This is a genomic window from Pimelobacter simplex (assembly GCF_024662235.1).
Lineage (GTDB): Bacteria > Actinomycetota > Actinomycetes > Propionibacteriales > Nocardioidaceae > Nocardioides.
The window spans coordinates 1,763,929-1,782,533 of sequence record NZ_CP096276.1 but is presented as its reverse complement, the minus strand read 5'-3'; the positions used below and the strand labels follow the sequence as shown (position 1 = coordinate 1,782,533).

Below are 18,605 nucleotides of genomic sequence, written 5' to 3'. Positions count from 1 at the left end.
CGGTAGCTCAGTAGGTCGTGTAGTCCCAGCTGTCGCCGGACGCCACGAGCACCACGACGTAGAAGATCCCGATCGCCAGGGCGAGGCCGAACGCGATCCAGCCGACGATGATGCCGGACAGCGCCAGCGGGCCGCCCTGCTCACCACGCGTGCGGATCTGGCGTCGCGCCACGTGGCCGAGGATCGCGCCGACCGCGCCCAGCAGACCCGGGAGCACGCACAGGCAGATGCCGACCGCGCTCAGGATGCTGACCACGAGCGAGGCGATCGCCAGGCCGTTGGTCGGCGCGGGGGCGCCGTAGCCGTAGGCGTAGTAGCCGTACGGCTGCTGCGCGGGGCCCTGCCCGTAGGGGTCGTAGCCGGGCTGCATCGGCTGCTGGGGCTGCTGGGGCTGCTGCGGCGGGGGCGGGTAGCCGGGCTGCTGGCCGTAGGCCGGCGGCGGCTGCTGCTGGCCGTAGCCCGGGTAGGGCTGGGTCGGCTCGGCGCCGGGCTGCTGCGGGCCCTCGGGCTCGCTGCCCCACGGCGGCGTCGGTGTCGACATCGGGTTCCTTCCGGAGTTCAGGACACGAAGAGTACGGCGACCGCGACCAGGCCGACCACGACGATCACCGTGCGCAGGACGATCGGGGGCAGCCGGCGGCCGACGGCGGCGCCGAGAAAGCCTCCGGCGATGGCGCCGGTGCCGATGAGGAGGACGAGGAGCCAGTCCACCTCGGCCTCGGTACCGAAGAGGCCGAGCTGGGCCACGACGACGAAGATCAGGCCGGCGACGCCGTTGACGACGGCGACGAGGACGTTCTTGACTCCGTTGAGGCGCTGGAGGGTCTCGGCGACGCCGATGCCGAGCACGCCCATGAGGAGGACGCCCTGGGCGGCGCCGAAGTAGCCGCCGTAGAGGCCGGTCGCGAAGACCGCCGGGGGCACCCACCACGCCCGCTCCACCGGTACGACGCCCGCGGCCGCGCGGCGTTCGGCACGCTCGGCCACCATCCGGGACAGGCGCGGCTGGACGATCACGAGCACGATGCCCAGGAGGATAAGCACCGGCACGATCGTCTCGAAGGCGCCGGGCGGCAGCACGAGCAGCAGGATCGCGCCGAGCGCGCCGCCGGCGGTGGAGAACACCAGGAGCCGCAGCACCCGGCTGCGCTGGCCGGTGAGCTCGCGGCGGTAGCCGATCGCGCCCGCGACCCCGCCCGGCACGAGGCCGAGGCTGTTGGACATGTTCGCCGTCACCGGGGGCACGCCGAGGGCGAGCAGGGTCGGGAACGTGATGAGCGTTCCCGACCCGACGACGGTGTTGATGGTGCCGGCGCCGACGCCGGCGATCAGGATCGCGGCTGCTTCGAGCGGACTCACTCCGCCGGAGCGGCCGGCGGCGCGGGGGGCGCCGGCGGCGGCTCCGCAGCAGGAGCGGCCGGGGCGTCGTCGTCGCTGCTCAGCGAGCGGCCCGGTCGGGCGGCGCTCTCGGCCTCGGCGATCGCCTCCTGCACGGCGGCGGCCGCCTCGCTGACGCTGCTGTCGACGGCCAGCGTGGGCTCGGTCGGGCCCATGTCGACGCGGGTGAGCGGGCCGGAGGTCTGCTTCGGGATGCCGGCGATCTCGTGGATCGAGGAGCCGAGGCCCTCGAGGGCCTTGGTGATCTCGGACGGGATGACCCACAGCTTGTTGGCGTCGCCCTCGGCGATCTTGGGCATCATCTGGAGGTACTGGTAGGCCAGCAGCGACTGGTCCGGGCGCCCGTCGTGGATCGCCTGGAAGACCGTCTGGATGGCCTGGCCCTCACCCTGGGCGCGCAGGATCTGGGCCTCGCGGTCGGCCTGGGCGCCGAGGATCTGGGCCTCGCGCTGACCCTCGGCGTTGAGGATCGCCGACTGCTTGTTGCCCTCGGCGGTGAGGATCGCGGACTGGCGCTGACCCTCGGCGGTGAGGACGAGGGCGCGCTTGTCGCGCTCGGCGCGCATCTGCTTCTCCATCGCGTCCTTGATCGAGGGCGGCGGGTCGATGCCCTTGATCTCGACGCGCTTGACCTTGATCCCCCACCGGCCGGTGGTCTCGTCGAGCACCGCGGACAGGCCACTGTTGATCGACTCGCGGCTGGTCAGGGTCTGCTCGAGGTCCATGCCGCCGACCACGTTGCGCAGCGTGGTCATGGTCAGCTGCTCGATCGCCTGGATGTAATTGGAGATCTCGTAGGTCGCCGCGATCGGGTCGGTCACCTGGAAGTAGATGACCGTGTCGACGTCGACGGTCAGGTTGTCCTCGGTGATCGCCGCCTGCGGCGGGAAGCTGACGACCTGCTCGCGCAGGTCGATCATGTAGCGGACCTTGTCGACGAAGGGCACGACGAAGTTGAGGCCGGCCGGCAGCGTCTCCTTGTACTTGCCGAAGCGCTCGACGATGCCGTTGTAGGCCTGTGGGACCACTCGGATGGACTTCGCCACCACGGTGATCGCCAGCAGCATCAGCAGGATCAGCAGGACCAGGACGATCATCGGGGCTCCTCGATCTGGGGTGCGGACACGGGACGGACGTGGGCGGTGGCGCCGGCGATCGAGACGACCTCGACGCTGGTGCCGACCGGGATGGCCGCCACGGGCGGCTCACCGACCGCGAGCCAGGACTCGCCGCCGATCTTGACCCGGCCGGGGCGGTGCTCGGCGACCGGCTCGGTGACGATGCCGCGGCTGCCGACCAGGCTGGCCGGGCCGAGGACCAGGTCGGGGCCGCCGTGCAGGCGGCGCACGAGCGTGGGGCGGACCAGGCCGAGCAGCAGGACGGCGGTCGCCGAGGCGACGAGCACCTGGACCACCGCGCTGTCGGTGACCAGCGCCGTGCCGACACCCGCGAGCGCGCCACCGGCGAGCATCAGCAGGAAGAGGTCGAGGCTGAGCAGCTCGGCGAGCGCGAGCAGGATGGAGGCCCCGAGCCAGGTCTCCCAGAGGTGGTCGCGCAACCAGTCCATGACTAGAGCCTAGGCGGTGGGCCCGACGGAAGGGGTCAGCGGTCCTCAGCCGCGTCGCAGCCGGCGGCGCGCGGCGTACCTGCCGTCGTCGTGGCGCTCGAGCACGAGCGGCATCCCGAACGTCGCCGAGAGCGTCTCGGCGCTGAGGGTGTCGTCGATCGGTCCCTCGGCCACGACCCGCCCGTCGCGCAGCATGATCACGTGGGTGAAGCCGGGCGGGATCTCCTCGACGTGGTGCGAGACGAGCACCGTCGCCGGGGACGACGGGTCGTAGGCGAGGACCGACAGCGTGGAGACCAGGTCCTCGCGACCGCCGAGGTCGAGGCCCGCGGCCGGCTCGTCGAGGAGCAGCAGCTCGGGGTCGGTCATCAGGGCCCGGGCGATCTGGACCCGCTTGCGCTCGCCCTCGCTGAGGGTGCCGAAGGTGCGGTCGGCCAGCTTCATCACGCCGACCTCGCGCAGCAGCGCGTCGGCGCGGGCGTGGTCGACGTCGTCGTACTCCTCGCGCCAGCGCCCGAGCACGGCGTACGACGCGGAGAGGACCAGGTCGCGGACCGTCTCGTTGCGCGGGATCCGCTCGGCGACGGCCGCGCTGGACACCCCGATCCGCGGCCGCAGCTCGAAGACGTCGACGGTGCCGAGCAGCTCACCCAGCAGGCCGACCGCGCCGGACGTCGGGTGCAGCTGGGCCGCGGCGATCTGGAGCAGCGTGGTCTTGCCGGCCCCGTTGGCGCCGAGCAGGATCCAGCGTTCGCCCTCGCGGACCACCCAGCTGACCCGGTCGAGCAGGGTGGCCTGCCCACGACGCACGGTGACCTCGGCGAGCTCCAGCACGGCGGACATGCGAGCCACCTTAACGAGTACTCTCCGGGCCGTGACCGCACTCCCCGCCTCCGCCCGCCTCGCCTGGTGGGGTACGGCGTGGCTGCGTGGCCGGGTGGGGCCCGACGACTTCCTCGACGCGGTGCTCGGCGAGGACGTCGCCCACGTCGTGACCGGTGCGGACGAGCCCGCTCCCCTGCTCCTCGAGCTCGCCGCGGCCCGCAACGACGGCGCCACCGCGGTCGCCGCGGTGTTCCCGGCACCGGGTGACCCGACCGGGCTGCGCGGCCCGCGCGAGCTCAACCGTGCCGCGATCGAGGCCGGCGAGGTCGCCCTGCTGCTGGGCGCCGGCACCGGCCTGGTGCCGCGCCAGGTGGGCCGGGCGGTCGAGTGGGCGCTGCTGCCGGCCGAGCGGCGTCCGCCGCCGGACCTGGGCGAGGCCGACCGCGGCCTGCGCGCGGCGCTGCTGGCCGCCGCGAACCGGCTGGCCGAGCTGGACGTGGCGCGCTGGCGGCCCGAGGTCGCCGACGAGCTGTACGACCTGCGCACGGGGGTCCCGCTGACGGCCCCGCCGGGCACGCCGTCGCGCTGCATCGACCTGGCCGGGCGCGCCCTGCACCTGGAGCACGTCGCGGCGCTGGCCCTCGAGGACGACGGCGGCGCGGTCACCGCGAGCGAGGCGGCCGCCCGGCGCGACGCGCTGGAGCCGCTGGAGCGGGCCGCGCGCCTGGCGCTGACGGCCGCGTGCGCGCCCGACGGCTGGCCACCGGCCGACGACGAGCGCGGACAGCGATAGCCTGCACCCGCGATGAGCCCTCACGATCCCGCCGCGGACGACACCCTCCTGATCACCGTCACCGGTGCCGACCGGCCCGGTGTGACCAGCGCCGTCCTCGACAGCCTCGCCGGCTCCGGCGTCGCGGTCGTCGACATCGAGCAGATCCTGATGCGCGGGCGGCTCGTGCTCGGCGTCCTCGTCACCGCGCCGCGCGACCGCAAGAAGCTGCGCCACGCGGTGACCAGTACCGTCGAGGCGCTCGGCATGAGCGTCGAGATCGAGCGCGGCTCGGGCGACAACCGGACCCGTCCGGCCGACCGGGCCCACGTCACCGTCATCGGCGCGCCGCTCAAGGCCTCTGCGATGGCCGCCATCGCCGGCCGGATCGCCGACTGCGGCGGCAACATCGACCGCATGGAGCGGATGGCCCGCTACCCCGTGACCGCCATCGAGCTCGACGTCTCGGGCGCGGCCCCCGACCGGCTCCGCATGCTGCTCGCGAGCGACGCGGCGTCGTACGGCATCGACGTGGCGGTCCAGCCCGCCAACCTGCTGCGCCACGGCATGCGCCTGATCGTGATGGACGTCGACTCGACCCTCATCCAGGGCGAGGTCATCGAGATGCTCGCCCAGCACGCCGGCTACGGCGCCGAGGTCGGCGACGTCACCGAGCGCGCGATGCGCGGCGAGCTCGACTTCGAGGAGTCGCTGCGCGCGCGGGTCAAGCTGCTCGCCGGGCTCGACGAGAAGGTCCTCGACGAGGTCTACGCCGCCATCGTGGTCAACCCCGGAGCCCGGACGATGGTGCGCACGCTGCGCCGCCTCGGCTACCGCTTCGCCATCGTCTCGGGCGGCTTCAGCCAGATCACCGACCGGCTCGCCGCCGACCTCGGCATCCACCGGGCGCGAGCCAACACGCTCGAGATCGTCGACGGCAAGCTCACCGGCGAGGTCGTCGGCGAGGTCGTCGACCGGGCCGGCAAGGCGCGGGCGCTGCGCGAGTTCGCCGCCGACCTGGGCGTCTCCGAGGCGGCCACGATCGCGATCGGCGACGGCGCCAACGACCTCGACATGCTCGACGCCGCCGGGCTCGGCATCGCCTACAACGCGCGGGCCGTCGTCCAGGAGGCGGCTGACACCTCGCTCAACGTGCCCTACCTCGACACGATCATGTACCTGCTCGGGATCACCCGCGAGGAGATCGAGGCCGCCGACGCCGAGGCCGGCATCGTGACGCCCGCGCCGCCGCTGGTCTAGCGCGCCAGCGCCCTAGGCGTCGGCGGCGCGGCCGACGTGGAACCCGACGAGGCGGGCCGCCATCGGCTCGACCTCGGCCCACGGCCCCGGTACGGCGAACACGGCCGCCGCGCTCGTCGGGAAGCCCTCGGTCGCGACCGCGCCGGTGGCCGCTCCCTCACCGTCGTCGAGCAGCTGGGCCAGCATGCCCATCGTCGGGTTGTGGCCGACCACGACCACGGTCGCGACGTCCTCGGGCGTGGTGTGCACGAGCTCGAGGACGCCGTCCTCGTCGGTGCCGTAGAGGTTGCCGTCGATGTGGGGCGCGAGCACCCACGCCGCGGCGCCGGCCATGACGTGCCAGGTCTCGCGGGTCCGGGCGGCGTACGACACGTAGGCGACGCCCGGGCGCACCCCCTGGGCCGCCAGCCACGCGCCCAGCGCGGCGCCGTCGTGACGCCCCCGGTCGGTCAGGACGCGCTCGACGTCGGAGGCGGCGAACGGTTCGGCCTTGGCGTGTCGCACGACGACCAGCAGCCGTTGGTTGTCCACCCGTGCATGGTAGTGCCGTGGAGCAGTACGGGCCCACCCACCTGGTGCCGCTGGCGATCTTCGCCGCCGGCCTGGTCGGCGCGTTCCTGCTCGGCCGGCGCGAGGCCGCCGCGGGCCTGCCGGGACCGAGCCGGTTCAGCCGGACGTGCGCGCTGCTGATCCCCGCGGTGACAGTGCCTTTCCAGGTGATCGACCTCGTCGCCAACTTCGACATCGACGTCACGCTGCCGCTGCACCTGTGCGACCTGGCCTGGATCGCGGCCACCTGGGCGCTGTGGACGCACCACCCGTTCCCGGTGACGCTGACCTACTTCTGGGGCCTGACGCTGACCATCCAGGGGGTGCTGACGCCCTCGCTCAACGAGGACCTGCCGCACCCGCGCTACTTCGCGTTCTGGGCGCTGCACCTGCTCATCGTGTGGGCGGCGGTCTACCTCGTGCTGGGGCTGCGCAAGGCGCCGCGGTGGCGCGACTACCGGGCGGCGGTCGCGACCACGCTGGGGTGGGCCGTGGCGACGTACGTCTTCAACGTCGTGGCCGACACCAACTACGGCTACCTGGTGCGCAAGCCGGCGACGTCGATCCTCGACCTCCTCGGGCCGTGGCCGTGGTACGTGCTCGAGGAGATCGGGATCGTCGTCGTGGTGTGGGCGCTGCTCACGCTCGGTGCGCAGCGCCTGGCCCGGGAGTGAGTCAGGCGCCCATCGCGTGGAAGCCGCCGTCGACGTGGACGATCTCGCCCGTCGTCGCCGGGAACAGGTCGGACAGCAGCGCGCAGACCGCCTTGGCGGTGGGCTCCTGGTCGGTGTTGTCCCAGCCGAGCGGCGACTTGGTGGTCCACATCGACTCGAGGTCCTCGAAGCCGGGGATCGCCTTGGCGGCCAGCGTGCGCAGCGGGCCGGCCGAGACCAGGTTGACCCGGATCTTGTCGCCGCCGAGGTCGCGGGCCAGGTAGCGGGCGCACGACTCCAGGCCCGCCTTGGCGACGCCCATCCAGTCGTAGACCGGCCACGCCACGCTCGCGTCGAAGGTCAGCCCGACCACGGAGCCGCCGTTGCTCATCAGCGGGCGGCAGGCCACGGCCAGCGACTTCAGCGAGTACGCCGAGACCTGCACGGCCTGCGCGACGTCCTCCCACGGGCCCTCGAGGAACTTGCCACCGAGCAGCGTCTCGGGGTTGCCGTAGGCGATCGAGTGCACGACGCCGTCGAGCACGGCGGCCGGGCCCAGGGCCGCACGGATCGCGTCCGGGAGCGCTGCGAGGTGCTCGGCGTCGGTGACGTCGAGCTCGATGACCTCGGGCAGCTCGGGGAGCCGCTTGACGATGCGGCGGGTGATCCGCAGCGCCTGCCCGAAGTTGGACACGAGCACCGTCGCGCCCTGCTCCTGGGCGAACTTCGCCACCGCGAAGCCGATCGAGGAGTCGAGCGTGACGCCCGCGACCAGGATGTTCTTGCCGTCGAGGATTCCGCTCATGTTCAGTGCCCCATTCCGAGTCCGCCGTCGACCGGGATCACGGCGCCGGTCACGTACGCCGCCTGCGGGCTCGCGAGCCACAGGACCGCTCCGGCCACCTCGGCCGGGTCGGCGTACCGGCCCAGGGGGACCTGGGCGCGGATGCCTTCCTTCTGCTCGTCGGTGAGCACGGCCGTCATGTCCGTGTCGACGTACCCGGGGGCGACGACGTTGGCCGTGATCGAGCGCGGGCCGAGCTCACGCGCCAGCGAGCGCGCCATACCGACCAGGCCCGCCTTGGAGGCGGCGTAGTTGACCTGGCCCGGCGAGCCGAGCAGGCCCACCACGCTGGAGATGAAGATGATCCGGCCCTTCTTCTGGCGCAGCATGCTCTTGGAGGCGCGCTTGGCCAGGCGGAAGGAGCCGGTCAGGTTGGTGTCGATCACCGTGTCCCAGTCGTCCTGGGACATGCGCAGGAGCAGGGTGTCCTTGGTGATGCCGGCATTGGCCACGAGGATCTCGACCGGCCCGTGCGCCTCCTCGGCGGCGGCGAACGCCGCCTCGACCGCGGCCGGGTCGGTGATGTCGGCCTTGAGCTCGAGGGCGCCCTCGGGCGCTCCCCCGCTCCGGGTGGTGACGGCGACCTTGTCGCCTGCGGCGACGAAGGCCTCGGCGATCGCGCGGCCGATGCCGCGGTTGCCGCCGGTGACGAGCACAGAGCGTGGAGAGTTCACGCTCTGTGACGCTAGTGGCGCAGGGCCCGTCCGCTCGTGGGCGGCGGGCACCAAGATCGCGGCCCTGGGTTGTAGGACCTCGACAAATACCCCGCATCTGGGCGTGTGCGCGGCGTTGCGGTTTGGGACCAAACCGCGTCGGATCGGTGCCCGGCGTTGCGGGTTGGGACCAAACCGCAACCCCGCAACACCACCGCCGGGGGCGGACCCCACAAGCGGCGCGCGGGTCGGCGGGACGCCCGGCGAGCCGTCCTACTCGTCGTCCTCCAGGCGGAAGCCGACCTTCATGGTGACCTGGAAGTGCTCGACCTGGCCGTCCTTGATCTGGCCGCGCACCCCCTCGACCTCGAACCAGTCGAGGTGGCGCAGGGTCTGCCCGGCGCGGACGACGCCGTTGCGGATGGCCTGGTCGATGCCGTCCGGGGAGGTGCCGACGATCTCGGTGACGCGGTAGGTGCGGTTGGACATGCGAGCAGCGTACTCAGGGCCGGGCGTAGGGTGGGGACATGTCCTCCTCGCGGCCGCTCCACCCCCGCGGGCACCACGACGACGCGATCCGGATCACGACCGCCGGTTCCAGCCCGCAGGCCGACATCGCGCGCCGCCAGCGCAAGTACGTCATCGCCATGTCGATCCGCACGCTGTGCTTCATCGGCGCGGCGATCACCGGCGCGGCGGGCATCCACTGGCTGTGGCCGCTGCTCATCGCGGGCGCCATCATCCTGCCGTACGTCGCCGTGGTCGCGGCCAACGCCGAGGACAGCCGCTCCACCGAGCTGCCGCTGACCGGTGGTGGGGACGCGCAGCGCCAGCTGGGCGAGGGTGGCGGGCATGACTGAGGCCGAGGCCGGGCCCGACCTCTGCTCGGCCAAGGGCTGCCGTACGGCGGCGCAGTGGCAGCTGCTGTGGAACAACCCCAAGATCCACACCCCCGAGCGCCGCAAGACCTGGCTCGCCTGCGACGAGCACCGCGCTTCGCTCGAGAGCTTCCTCGGCGCCCGCGGCTTCCTCAAGGAGACCGTGCCGCACGTCGCGGCCTGAGCCTCACGCGGAGCCGTGCGACTCCACCCCGGCCGACAGGTCGACCGTACGACGGGTGTTGGCCAGGGCGGTGACGGTGGCGGTGCCGACGACGCCGGTGCTGTCGAAGACCTCGGCCGTGCCGACGACGATCCCGTCGGAGCCGAGGTGGTCCAGCGCGCGCAGGCCGAGCCGGCTGCTGTCGGGCATCCGGCAGAGCGCGAGGTCGATGTCGGTGTTGATGTGCTCGACGCCGGCCGCGCCCCAGTTGGTCACCATGCTCGTCGCGTCGGCGATCGAGGCGACGGCCTGGAAGGGCGTGCACTCCTCGCCCTCGACGATCGGGACGGCGGTCTGCCAGGTCTGGTGCCGTCCGGCGTTCTGGTGGTCGCCGAAGTCGTCCGACCAGGGCTGCGCGCTCGCGAAGAACGGGACGTGGTGCTCACCGGCCGGCGGCAGCAGCTCGGCCGGCGGTGGGGTCGGCCTCTCGGCCGAGGAGGCCCAGACCTCGCCGGGCGCGGCGGCCGAGGGCGCCAGGAAGGTCGCGCCGGCGCGGGCGACCACCTCGCCCTCCTGCTCGACCACGGCGTCGAGCAGGAGCAGGCGCGTCCCCTCGCGCACGATCCGCGCGGAGGCCGTCGTGGTGATCATCCGGGCCGGGCGGAACAGGTCGACGTGGTAGCGCGCCGGGACCAGTCCGGTCCGGCCGGCGTCGCGCACGGCGTGCTCCAGCGCCCGCGCGAGCAGGCCGCTGACCGCCACGCCGTGCATCTGGTCGCTGCGCCACAGGCTCTGCGCGAACGGCAGCGGGTCGAAGCCGGCGGCGGACTGACGGAACCAGGAAAACTGGAACGTGTTCTCGTTCACCCGGACATCATGCCAGGCCGCCGGGGATCGGCGCCCGCGGGTCGTACGGCGTCCGGGTCCACACGAAGGTCGCGCACTCCAGGTGGCTCACCTCGCCGCCCGGACGGCGTACGGCGCGCAGGGTCTCGCCGCGGTGGTAGCCCTCGGTCCCGGTGAAGGCGTCGCCCCCGGGCCGCAGGACGAACCGGTCCTCGACCTCGCCATTGCGCAGGTCACGCACGACGAGCTCGCCACCGGTCCACTCGAAGCCGAAGGCCGTGTTGCCCCAGAACCACACGCCCAGTACCGCGGCCACCGGGTCCGGCACGGGTACGGCGGACGGGCGCCACGGCGCGCCGCCGGCGGGCGCCGCGGTGAGGCCCAGCAGCACGCCCGGCGCGGCGTCGGTGTCGAGCCCGGTCGTGGCGTTGGCCAGGACCGCGACGGCGTCACGGCTCGCGCGGTCGGCGAACAGCGAGGCCTGGAAGCCGGGCATCGAGCCGGTGTGCCCGACCAGCGTCCGGCCCTCGACCGCGAGCACCCGCAGGCCGAGGCCGTAGTCGCCGCCCAGTGCGGTCGGCGTGGCCATCTCGGCCAGGGTCGCGGCGCTCAGCACACCGGGGTGCCCGGTGACGAGGAAGTCGGCCCAGCGCAGCAGGTCCGCCGGGGTGCTCCAGAGCTGCCCGGCCGGCGCCATCGCACCGGTGTCGGTGAGCGGCTCGGGGCTCAGCGTGTGGGCGAAGTGGTCGACGCTGCGCCCGGGGGCGTGGTCCTCCGGCGGCAGGTACGTCGTCGCGCCCATGCCGAGCGGGTCGAGCAGCCGCGCGCGCACCACCTCCCACCACGGCGCCCCGTGCAGCCGGGCGACGACCTCGCCGAGCAGCGCGAAGCCGAGGTTGGAGTAGTGGAAGTACTCCCCCGCGCCCGCCACCCGGCCCGCGCCGTCGTTGGCCGCGAGCAGGGCGTCGATGCCGACCCCGGGCGAGCGCTCCCACCAGGACCCGGCCGGCTCGCTCTGCAGGCCGGCGGTGTGGGCGAGCAGGTCGCGCAGGGTGGCCTCGGCGTAGCCGGCCCCGGGGACGAACCGGCCCACCGGGTCGGCCAGGTCGAGCCGGCCCTCGTCGCGCAGCTGGAGGACCAGCACCGCGGTCAGGGTCTTGGTGATCGACCCGATCCGGTAGGAGGTCGCCGGACCGAGGTCCGGCGTGGCCGGGTCGGCGACCAGGCTGCCGTGCCACACCGGGTCACCGGCGCGGGCGACCGCGGCGCTGACCGACGCCAGCCGGCCGGCTCGTTGGAGCGCGGCCAGCCGGTCGTCGTACGGCGTGGTCATGGGGTCACTCGGCGTAGGCGTCCATCGGCGGGCACGCGCAGACCAGGTTGCGGTCACCGTAGGCCTGGTCGATGCGGGCCACCGGCGGCCAGTACTTGTCGACGGAGTGGCCGGCCGGGAAGACCGCGACCTCGCGTGAGTAGGCGCGGTCCCACTCGCCGACGAGCGCGCGGGTGGTGTGCGGGGCGTGGTGGAGCGGCGAGGCGTCGACGGCCCACTCCCCCGCGCCGACCTGATCGATCTCGCCCTTGATCGCGATCATCGCGTCGCAGAACCGGTCGATCTCGGCGAGGTCCTCGGACTCGGTCGGCTCGACCATGAGCGTGCCGGCGACCGGGAACGACATGGTCGGGGCGTGGAAGCCGTAGTCGATGAGCCGCTTGGCGACGTCGTCGACCGAGACGCCCGTGTCCTTGGTGATCTCGCGCAGGTCGAGGATGCACTCGTGGGCGACCAGCCCGGACTCGCCGCGGTAGAGCACCGGGTAGTGCTCGCCGAGGCGGGTCGCGACGTAGTTGGCCGAGAGCACCGCGACGGCGGTGGCCCGGGTCAGGCCCGCGCCGCCCATCATCCGGATGTAGGCCCACGAGATCGGCAGGATGCCGGCGGAGCCGAACGGCGCCGCGCTGATCGCGCCGGTGCCCTCGCGACGCTCGGCGTCGGGGTGCAGCGGGTGCGTGGGCAGGTACGGCGCCAGGTGGGCGCGCACCGCGACCGGGCCCACGCCCGGACCGCCGCCGCCGTGCGGGATGCAGAACGTCTTGTGCAGGTTGAGGTGCGAGACGTCGCCGCCGAACTTGCCGGGCTGGGCGAACCCGAGCAGGGCGTTGAAGTTGGCGCCGTCGACGTACACCTGGCCGCCGTGCTCGTGGACGATGTCGCACAGGTCGGTGATGGTCTCCTCGTAGACGCCGTGCGTCGAGGGGTAGGTGACCATGATCGCGGCGAGCGTGTCGGCGTGCTGCTCGCACTTGGCGCGCAGGTCGGCGAGGTCGACGGTGCCGTCGTCCTCGGCCTTGACGACGACCACGCGCATGCCGGCCATCACCGCGGAGGCCGGGTTGGTGCCGTGGGCCGAGGACGGGATCAGGCAGACGTCGCGCTGGTCCTGGCCGTTGGCCCGGTGGTAGTTGCGGATCGCGAGCATGCCCGCGAACTCGCCCTGGGCACCCGCGTTGGGCTGGATCGAGACCCGGTCGTAGCCGGTGACCTCGGCCAGCCAGCCCTCGAGCTGCTCGATCAGCCGGCGGTAGCCGTCGGCGTCGGCGCCCGGCACGAACGGGTGCAGGTTGGCGAAGCCGGCCAGCGAGATGGGCTCCATCTCGGTGGTGGCGTTGAGCTTCATCGTGCACGAGCCGAGCGGGATCATGCCGCGGTCGAGCGCGTAGTCACGATTCGCGAGCCGCGTGACGTAGCGCAGCATCGAGGTCTCGTTGTGGTGGGTGTTGAAGACGGGGTGGGTCAGGTAGTCGGTGGTGCGCTCGAGGTCCTCGGGCAGACCGGCCTCGCCCGCGGCGGAGACCTCGGTGACGCCGAACGCGGCCAGCACCGCGGTCAGCACGCCCTCGCCGGCGGTCTCGCCGAACGCGATGGCGACGGTGTCGGCGTCGACCGGACGCAGGTGCAGCCCGGCGGCACGGGCCGCGGCGACGACCTCGTCCGCGCGCCCGGGGACCCGGACGGTGAGGGTGTCGAAGAAGCTCTCGTTGACGACCTCGATGCCGGCCGCGCCGAGGGACGCGGCGGCGCGGCGGGTCAGGGCGTGGATGCCGGCCGCGATGTCCTTGAGGCCGGCGGGACCGTGGTAGACGGCGTACATGCCGGCGGTGACGGCGAGCAGCACCTGCGCGGTGCAGATGTTGGACGTCGCCTTGTCGCGGCGGATGTGCTGCTCGCGGGTCTGGAGCGCGAGCCGGTAGGCCGGGCGGCCCTCGGCGTCGACCGAGACGCCCACGAGGCGACCGGGGAGCTGGCGCTCGAGGCCCTCGCGCACGGCCATGAAGCCGGCGTGCGGGCCGCCGTAGAACAGCGGGACGCCGAAGCGCTGGGCCGAGCCGACCACGACGTCGGCGCCGAGCGCGCCGGGCGCCTCGAGCAGGGTGAGCGCGAGCAGGTCGGCGGCGACGACGGCCAGGCCGCCGCGCTCGTGGACCGCGTCGATGACCGGCTTGATGTCGCCGATCCGGCCGGAGGCGCCGGGGTACTGCACGAGCACGCCGGAGACCTCGCCCTCGGGCAGGCCCTCGCTGAGGTCGGCCACGAGGATCTCGATGCCGATGCCCTCGGCGCGGGTGCGCACGACGTCGATGGTCTGGGGCAGCGCGTCGGCGTCGACGACGAACGGGCCGCTCGCCTTGCGGTTGGCCCGGAAGGCCAGCGCGACCGCCTCGGCGGCGGCGGTGCCCTCGTCGAGGAGCGAGGAGCCCGCGGTGTGCAGGCCGGCCAGGTCCGCGACCATGGTCTGGAAGTTGATGAGGGCCTCGAGCCGGCCCTGGGAGATCTCCGGCTGGTACGGCGTGTAGGCGGTGTACCAGCTCGGGTCCTCGAGCACGTTGCGGCGGATCACCGCCGGCGTCACGGTCGCGTGGTAGCCCAGGCCGATCATCGCCTCACCAGGCACGTTGGCCCCGGCCAGCGCGCGCAGCTCGGCCGCGGCGGTCTCCTCGTCGACCGCGTCGGGCAGGCCGAGCGGGTCGGTGGAGCGGATCGACTTCGGGACGGCGGCTTCCATCAGGGCCTCGAGCGAGGCGTAGCCGAGGCGGTCGAGCATCGCCTCGACCTGGGCGTCGTCGGGGCCGATGTGACGGTGGACGAAGGGTGCGCTCATGTGCGGGGTGGCTTCCTCGAGGAACAACAGGACAGCCTCCCCCTCTGTCAGCGCAGCGGTGCACCTTCAGAGTTGCCTGCTCTGCACGGTCCTGGCGCCTGAGAGGTTCCGGGGAGGGATTGCCCCTTCGGCGCCAGCCTCACGGTGGAGACTGGACTCTCCCGTGCAGCATCGATCAGCGAAAGACAGGTTACCCCACGTTGCGGGCAGCGCGCCGCGCGGCGAGCTCGTCGCCGGCGTGGCCGGCCTCGTCCGGCGTACCGGCCTCGGCGGCGGACTCACTCGGCAGCTGCGCCAGCGTGCCCTCGATCTCGCGCCACACGCCACCGATGGCGATGCCGAAGACACCCTGACCGCCCTGGAGCAGGTCGATGACCTCGTCGTTGCTGGTGCACTCGTAGACCGAGGCGCCGTCGCTCATCAGGGTGACCTGGGTGAGGTCGTCGGTGCCGCGCTCACGCAGGTGGCCCACGGCGGTGCGGATCTGCTGGAGCGAGATGCCCGCGTCGAGGAGCCGCTTGATGATCTTGAGGATCAGGATGTCGCGGAAGCTGTAGAGGCGCTGCGAGCCGGAGCCCTTGGCCCCGCGCACGCTGGGCTCGATCAGGCCGGTACGGGCCCAGTAGTCGAGCTGGCGGTAGGTGATCCCCGCGGCGTTGCACGCGGTCGGGCCGCGGTAGCCCTGGTCGCTGGGAAGCGGGGAGACGTCATCGGTGAAGAGCAGACCCTGCTCCTCCGCGACGGCGGTCGCCGCAGCCGTGTCCTGACCGACCTTCTCGGGCTGCTGCTCGTTCACGGGGTCCTCCACTGGGCGCGGCGTTGCACTGCTGTCGTTTCGACTCTTCAAGGTACGGCCGCGGCATCAGGCCGGTCAAAGACGTCGCTGGGCGTGTCGCGAAAACCCTCAAGTTAAGGCTGAGGTTGAGGACCTGCACCCGGTCCGCAGCAGGTCGGGCTCACCCTTGACCGGACTCGAAGTCCTCGGGCGAGACGTGGTCGAGGAACTCCCGGAAGGCCTCGACCTCGTCCTCCTCCTCGGCCGGCGCGGAGAGCCCGGCCTCGGCCAGGACCGCGTCGTCGCAGTAGATCGTCGTCCCGGTGCGCAGCGCCAGGGCGATCGAGTCGGAGGGCCGGGCACTGACCTCGGCGCCGGAGGCGAAGACGAGCGTGGCGAAGAAGACGCCGTCACGCACGTCGGTGATCCGGACCTCGCTGAGCTCGTTGCCGGTGGCGGAGAGGATGTCCTTCATCAGGTCGTGGGTCAGCGGCCGCGGCGGCGTGACGCCCTGCTGGGCGAAGGCGATCGCGGTCGCCTCGACGGCGCCGATCCAGATCGGCAGGTAGCGATCGCCGGCCACCTCGCGCAGCAGCACGATCGGCTGGTTGGACGGCATCTCCACCCGCACACCCATGACGTCGACCTCGCGCATGCGTCCAGCCTACTGCTCGGGCCGAACGCCGGGGACGACCGGCTCAGAGCTGGCGCAGACCGGCCTTGACCAGCGTGGCGTGCAGGCGGACCGAGAGCGCGGCGATCTCGCTGACCGCCTCCTCGGCGCGCGCGGCGGCGCCGGCGTCGCGACCACGGCGCGGAGCGACGACCTGCTGGATGAGGCCGATCTCGCGGTCCGCGGCGGTGCGGAAGGCGCGCAGGTGGCGCGGCTCGATGCCGAAGTCGGCGAGCTCGCGGGCGGTCTCGGCGATGACCAGGGCGTCGGTGTCGTAGTGCCCCGTCGCGGACGGGGCGATCAGGGCGTAGGCCTCGAGCTGCCCGAGGAGGTCCTCGTCGATCTCGGCCACCTTGATCAGCTCCTTGCGCGAGAGCCGCAACCGGTCGGTACGACGGAACGACTCGGGGGCGGGCAGGCCGTCGGAGCCCAGGGCGACCTTGGGCACCGTCGGTACGACGGGCTCGGGGGCGGGCGGCTCGAGCCCGCGGTCGAGGGCGTCGAGGTGCTCGCCGATCACCTTGAGCGGCAGGTAGTGGTCGCGCTGCATCCGCAGGATGTAGCGCAGCCGGGCGATGTCGGCCTCGGAGAACTTCCGGTAGCCGGCGGGCGTGCGCTCCGGCTTGACCAGGCCCTCGGACTCGAGGAACCGGATCTTGGGGATGCTGATGTCCTCGAAGTCGGCACGCAGCCGATCGAGGACCTGCCCGATGTTGAGCAGCGGTTCGCGCTCGCCCCGAGCGACCGCAGCGGGCATGCTCAGACGCTCTCGTGCCCGGCGAAGAAGACCAGGCGGTACTTGCCGACCTGCACCTCGTCGCTGTCCTTGAGGGTGGTCTTCTCGATCCGGTCGCGGTTGACGTAGGTGCCGTTGAGGCTGCCCGCGTCCTCGACCGTGAAGCCCTCGCCCTCGCGGCGGAAGACCGCGTGGCGCCGGGAGACGGTGACGTCGTCGAGGAAGATGCCGCTCTCGGGGTGCCGGCCGGCGGTGACCTCGTCGGCGTCGAGCAGGAAGCGGCTGCCCGCACCCGGACCCTTCTGCACGACCAGGAGCGCGTGCCCGGTCGGCAGGGCGTCGACGGCGGCCGCGTCGACCGCGCTCAGCGCGCGGTCGGAGGTCTCGACCTTGTCGCCGCCGCCGAACTGGATCGTCGCGGTGGCATCGGTGACCGGGGGCGCCGCCGGCTCGGGGGCGACCAGGCGCGTGCCGCACTGGGAGCAGAAACGCGCGTCATCGGGGTTCTGCCGACCACAGGCGGTGCAGAACGGCATCAGTGGACTCCTCGTCTGGACGGATCGAATCGGCGACCGTGCGGGGGCCGGCCGGCTCACTCACGAACCTACCGGATCAGGTGTCGAGCTGGGCCTCATATCCCGCCGCGTCGAGCAGACCGTCGAGGTCCGCGACGTCGGCCGGGACGATCTCGAACAGCCAGCCCGCGCCGTAGGGGTCGGTGTTGACCAGCTCGGGCGTGGCGTCGAGCGCCTCGTTGACCGCGACCACCTCGCCGGTGACCGGGGCGTAGACGTCGCTGACCGACTTGGTCGACTCGAGCTCGCCGCACGAGGCGCCCGCGGTCACCGCGGCACCGGTCTCGGGCAGGGAGACGTAGACGATGTCGCCGAGCGCGTCCTGGGCGAAGTCGGTGATGCCGACCCGTACCGAGCCGGCGGCCTCGCCGGGCTGGCGGATCCACTCGTGCTCGGCGGTGTACTTGAGGTCCCCGGGGTTCGTCATGGCCGGAAGGTTACTGCCCTTCGTCCGGTACGGCGTAGCGCGGCTCGTCGCGGCGTGCCACGACCTCGATGTCGACGGTGCGCAGCTCGCGCACCTGGACCCGGGCGCCGTCGTCCTCGAGCTGCTTCTTGGGCCCGAGCGCGAAGTCGATGGCGCCGCTGAGGACGCCGGGCTCGCCGATCACGTCGATGACGTACGGCGCCTCGATCCGCTCGCCGTCGACGAGGAACCCGCCGTCGGTCTCGGTGAACGAGGTCTGCGCGATGACCCGGACCTTGCCGTTGATCGCGATCGCCTCGGCCCGCACCGTGCGCAGCTCCTCGATGGTGTCGAGCAGCGAGGCGAGCTCGACGCGGCCGTCGTCCTCGGTGATGGTGAGCCGGATGCCCGGCCCGGTGACCGGCACCAGGCCGGCCAGGATGTTGAGCTGGTCGACCTCGGCATCGGCCTGCTCCAGCGCGGTCTGGCGCTTGGTGGAGTCGTCGCGCAGGCCCTCGGCGACACCTTCGAGGCGGGTGATCTCGCCCTCGGTGCGCTGGCGGGTGCCGTTGAGCCCGTCGAGGAGGTCGATGAGGTCCTGCTGGCGCAGGCCCGAGTAGGTGTCGTCGGTCCCGGTGAGCCGGACCTGGGTGACCGCGGCGAAGCCGAGCGCGGCCAGCAGCACGCCGGCCACGACCTGCTTGGGCGAGGGACGGAACAGGGCCCGGCGCAGGCGCTCGGAGGCGGTGGACGGCTCCGGGGACGGCTCCGGGGACGCGGCCGGCGCGGCGTCGGCCGGCGCCTGGTCCTCCGGCGGCGCCGGCTGCTCGGGCTGGTCGGGCTGGTCGGTCGGCTCGGTCATGGCGTTGGGC

General features: G+C 72.9%; 23 protein-coding genes and 1 riboswitch. Of the genes, 5 read left to right on the top strand and 18 right to left on the bottom strand.

Features of this window, described 5'->3' with window-relative positions:
• Positions 1-7: 7 nt before the first annotated feature.
• Genes M0M48_RS08575 through M0M48_RS08555 form a run of 5 tightly spaced genes read right to left on the bottom strand, consistent with a single transcriptional unit; the run spans position 8 to position 3,808 of the window.
• On the bottom strand, positions 8-541 hold the full coding sequence (locus tag M0M48_RS08575) for a DUF4190 domain-containing protein (protein WP_257750799.1): 534 nt from the start codon (positions 539-541) through the stop codon (positions 8-10).
• Between the two features lie 17 nt (positions 542-558).
• The gene (locus M0M48_RS08570) at positions 559-1,359 is read right to left on the bottom strand and encodes a sulfite exporter TauE/SafE family protein (RefSeq protein ID WP_257750798.1); all 801 of its coding nucleotides are present in this window, start codon (positions 1,357-1,359) and stop codon (positions 559-561) included.
• Positions 1,356-2,495 (bottom strand): SPFH domain-containing protein, encoded by a 1,140-nt coding sequence (locus tag M0M48_RS08565; RefSeq protein WP_257750797.1) that lies wholly within the window; start codon positions 2,493-2,495, stop codon positions 1,356-1,358. The genes M0M48_RS08570 and M0M48_RS08565 overlap by 4 nt, the downstream gene beginning before the upstream one ends.
• On the bottom strand, positions 2,492-2,965 hold the full coding sequence (locus tag M0M48_RS08560) for an NfeD family protein (protein WP_215815996.1): 474 nt from the start codon (positions 2,963-2,965) through the stop codon (positions 2,492-2,494). Before M0M48_RS08560 ends, M0M48_RS08565 begins: the two co-directional genes overlap by 4 nt.
• Before the next feature lie 45 nt (positions 2,966-3,010).
• Positions 3,011-3,808, bottom strand: coding sequence for an ABC transporter ATP-binding protein (locus tag M0M48_RS08555; protein ID WP_215815997.1), 798 nt, complete (start codon positions 3,806-3,808; stop codon positions 3,011-3,013).
• 31 nt (positions 3,809-3,839) lie between these two features.
• On the opposite strand from M0M48_RS08555, the gene M0M48_RS08550 reads away from it, so the two are divergent.
• Together M0M48_RS08550 and serB are read left to right on the top strand one after the other, a co-directional pair.
• Positions 3,840-4,583 (top strand): hypothetical protein, encoded by a 744-nt coding sequence (locus tag M0M48_RS08550; protein WP_257750796.1) that lies wholly within the window; start codon positions 3,840-3,842, stop codon positions 4,581-4,583.
• A 12-nt stretch (positions 4,584-4,595) separates the two neighbouring features.
• On the top strand, positions 4,596-5,822 hold the full coding sequence (gene serB / locus M0M48_RS08545; protein ID WP_215815999.1) for a phosphoserine phosphatase SerB: 1,227 nt from the start codon (positions 4,596-4,598) through the stop codon (positions 5,820-5,822).
• 12 nt (positions 5,823-5,834) lie between these two features.
• Here serB and M0M48_RS08540 read toward each other — a convergent pair whose 3' ends face one another.
• Positions 5,835-6,353 (bottom strand): SixA phosphatase family protein, encoded by a 519-nt coding sequence (locus tag M0M48_RS08540; protein WP_257750795.1) that lies wholly within the window; start codon positions 6,351-6,353, stop codon positions 5,835-5,837.
• Between the two features lie 17 nt (positions 6,354-6,370).
• Here M0M48_RS08540 and M0M48_RS08535 point away from each other — a divergent pair, with 17 nt between their 5' ends.
• Positions 6,371-7,045 (top strand): YwaF family protein, encoded by a 675-nt coding sequence (locus M0M48_RS08535; protein ID WP_215816001.1) that lies wholly within the window; start codon positions 6,371-6,373, stop codon positions 7,043-7,045.
• A 1-nt stretch (position 7,046) separates the two neighbouring features.
• Here the strand turns inward: M0M48_RS08535 and fabI are convergent, their stop codons facing one another.
• The 3 genes from fabI to M0M48_RS08520 form a co-directional block, all read right to left on the bottom strand.
• Positions 7,047-7,829: an enoyl-ACP reductase FabI gene (gene fabI / locus M0M48_RS08530; RefSeq protein WP_257750794.1), complete on the bottom strand. Its 783-nt coding sequence runs from the start codon at positions 7,827-7,829 to the stop codon at positions 7,047-7,049.
• 2 nt (positions 7,830-7,831) lie between these two features.
• On the bottom strand, positions 7,832-8,542 hold the full coding sequence (locus M0M48_RS08525; protein WP_215816003.1) for a beta-ketoacyl-ACP reductase: 711 nt from the start codon (positions 8,540-8,542) through the stop codon (positions 7,832-7,834).
• 252 nt (positions 8,543-8,794) lie between these two features.
• Positions 8,795-9,010, bottom strand: a complete 216-nt coding sequence (locus M0M48_RS08520; RefSeq protein WP_215816004.1) for a dodecin — start codon at positions 9,008-9,010, stop codon at positions 8,795-8,797.
• A gap of 38 nt (positions 9,011-9,048) precedes the next feature.
• Between M0M48_RS08520 and M0M48_RS08515 the strand changes: the two genes are divergently transcribed.
• Together M0M48_RS08515 and M0M48_RS08510 are read left to right on the top strand one after the other, a co-directional pair.
• On the top strand, positions 9,049-9,381 hold the full coding sequence (locus tag M0M48_RS08515) for a DUF3099 domain-containing protein (RefSeq protein ID WP_215816005.1): 333 nt from the start codon (positions 9,049-9,051) through the stop codon (positions 9,379-9,381).
• On the top strand, positions 9,374-9,583 hold the full coding sequence (locus M0M48_RS08510; RefSeq protein WP_257750793.1) for an acetone carboxylase: 210 nt from the start codon (positions 9,374-9,376) through the stop codon (positions 9,581-9,583). Before M0M48_RS08515 ends, M0M48_RS08510 begins: the two co-directional genes overlap by 8 nt.
• Before the next feature lie 3 nt (positions 9,584-9,586).
• Here M0M48_RS08510 and M0M48_RS08505 read toward each other — a convergent pair whose 3' ends face one another.
• The 9 genes from M0M48_RS08505 to M0M48_RS08465 all read right to left on the bottom strand — a co-directional run bounded on the left by M0M48_RS08505 (position 9,587) and on the right by M0M48_RS08465 (position 18,595).
• On the bottom strand, positions 9,587-10,429 hold the full coding sequence (locus M0M48_RS08505; protein ID WP_257750792.1) for a thioesterase family protein: 843 nt from the start codon (positions 10,427-10,429) through the stop codon (positions 9,587-9,589).
• Between the two features lie 7 nt (positions 10,430-10,436).
• The gene (locus tag M0M48_RS08500; protein WP_257750791.1) at positions 10,437-11,741 is read right to left on the bottom strand and encodes a serine hydrolase domain-containing protein; all 1,305 of its coding nucleotides are present in this window, start codon (positions 11,739-11,741) and stop codon (positions 10,437-10,439) included.
• 4 nt (positions 11,742-11,745) lie between these two features.
• A complete protein-coding gene (gene gcvP / locus M0M48_RS08495; RefSeq protein ID WP_257750790.1) occupies positions 11,746-14,568 on the bottom strand; it encodes an aminomethyl-transferring glycine dehydrogenase in 2,823 nt (940 codons plus the stop codon).
• A gap of 76 nt (positions 14,569-14,644) precedes the next feature.
• A riboswitch (glycine riboswitch) is annotated at positions 14,645-14,742 on the bottom strand.
• Positions 14,743-14,758: 16 nt separating this feature from the next.
• Positions 14,759-15,364, bottom strand: a complete 606-nt coding sequence (locus tag M0M48_RS08490) for a MerR family transcriptional regulator (protein ID WP_215816009.1) — start codon at positions 15,362-15,364, stop codon at positions 14,759-14,761.
• 160 nt (positions 15,365-15,524) lie between these two features.
• Positions 15,525-15,998: a bifunctional nuclease family protein gene (locus M0M48_RS08485; RefSeq protein WP_215816010.1), complete on the bottom strand. Its 474-nt coding sequence runs from the start codon at positions 15,996-15,998 to the stop codon at positions 15,525-15,527.
• A 43-nt stretch (positions 15,999-16,041) separates the two neighbouring features.
• Positions 16,042-16,773 carry a transcriptional regulator FtsR gene (gene ftsR / locus M0M48_RS08480; RefSeq protein WP_215816011.1) on the bottom strand — a complete coding sequence of 244 codons (732 nt, stop codon included), beginning with the start codon at positions 16,771-16,773 and terminating at the stop codon, positions 16,042-16,044.
• A 2-nt stretch (positions 16,774-16,775) separates the two neighbouring features.
• Positions 16,776-17,288 carry an FHA domain-containing protein gene (locus M0M48_RS08475; protein WP_215816012.1) on the bottom strand — a complete coding sequence of 171 codons (513 nt, stop codon included), beginning with the start codon at positions 17,286-17,288 and terminating at the stop codon, positions 16,776-16,778.
• Positions 17,289-17,364: 76 nt separating this feature from the next.
• Entirely contained in the window at positions 17,365-17,754 is a 390-nt protein-coding gene (gene gcvH / locus M0M48_RS08470; protein WP_215816013.1) for a glycine cleavage system protein GcvH, read from the bottom strand.
• A 10-nt stretch (positions 17,755-17,764) separates the two neighbouring features.
• Positions 17,765-18,595 carry a DUF881 domain-containing protein gene (locus M0M48_RS08465; protein ID WP_257750789.1) on the bottom strand — a complete coding sequence of 277 codons (831 nt, stop codon included), beginning with the start codon at positions 18,593-18,595 and terminating at the stop codon, positions 17,765-17,767.
• Positions 18,596-18,605 lie beyond the last annotated feature (10 nt).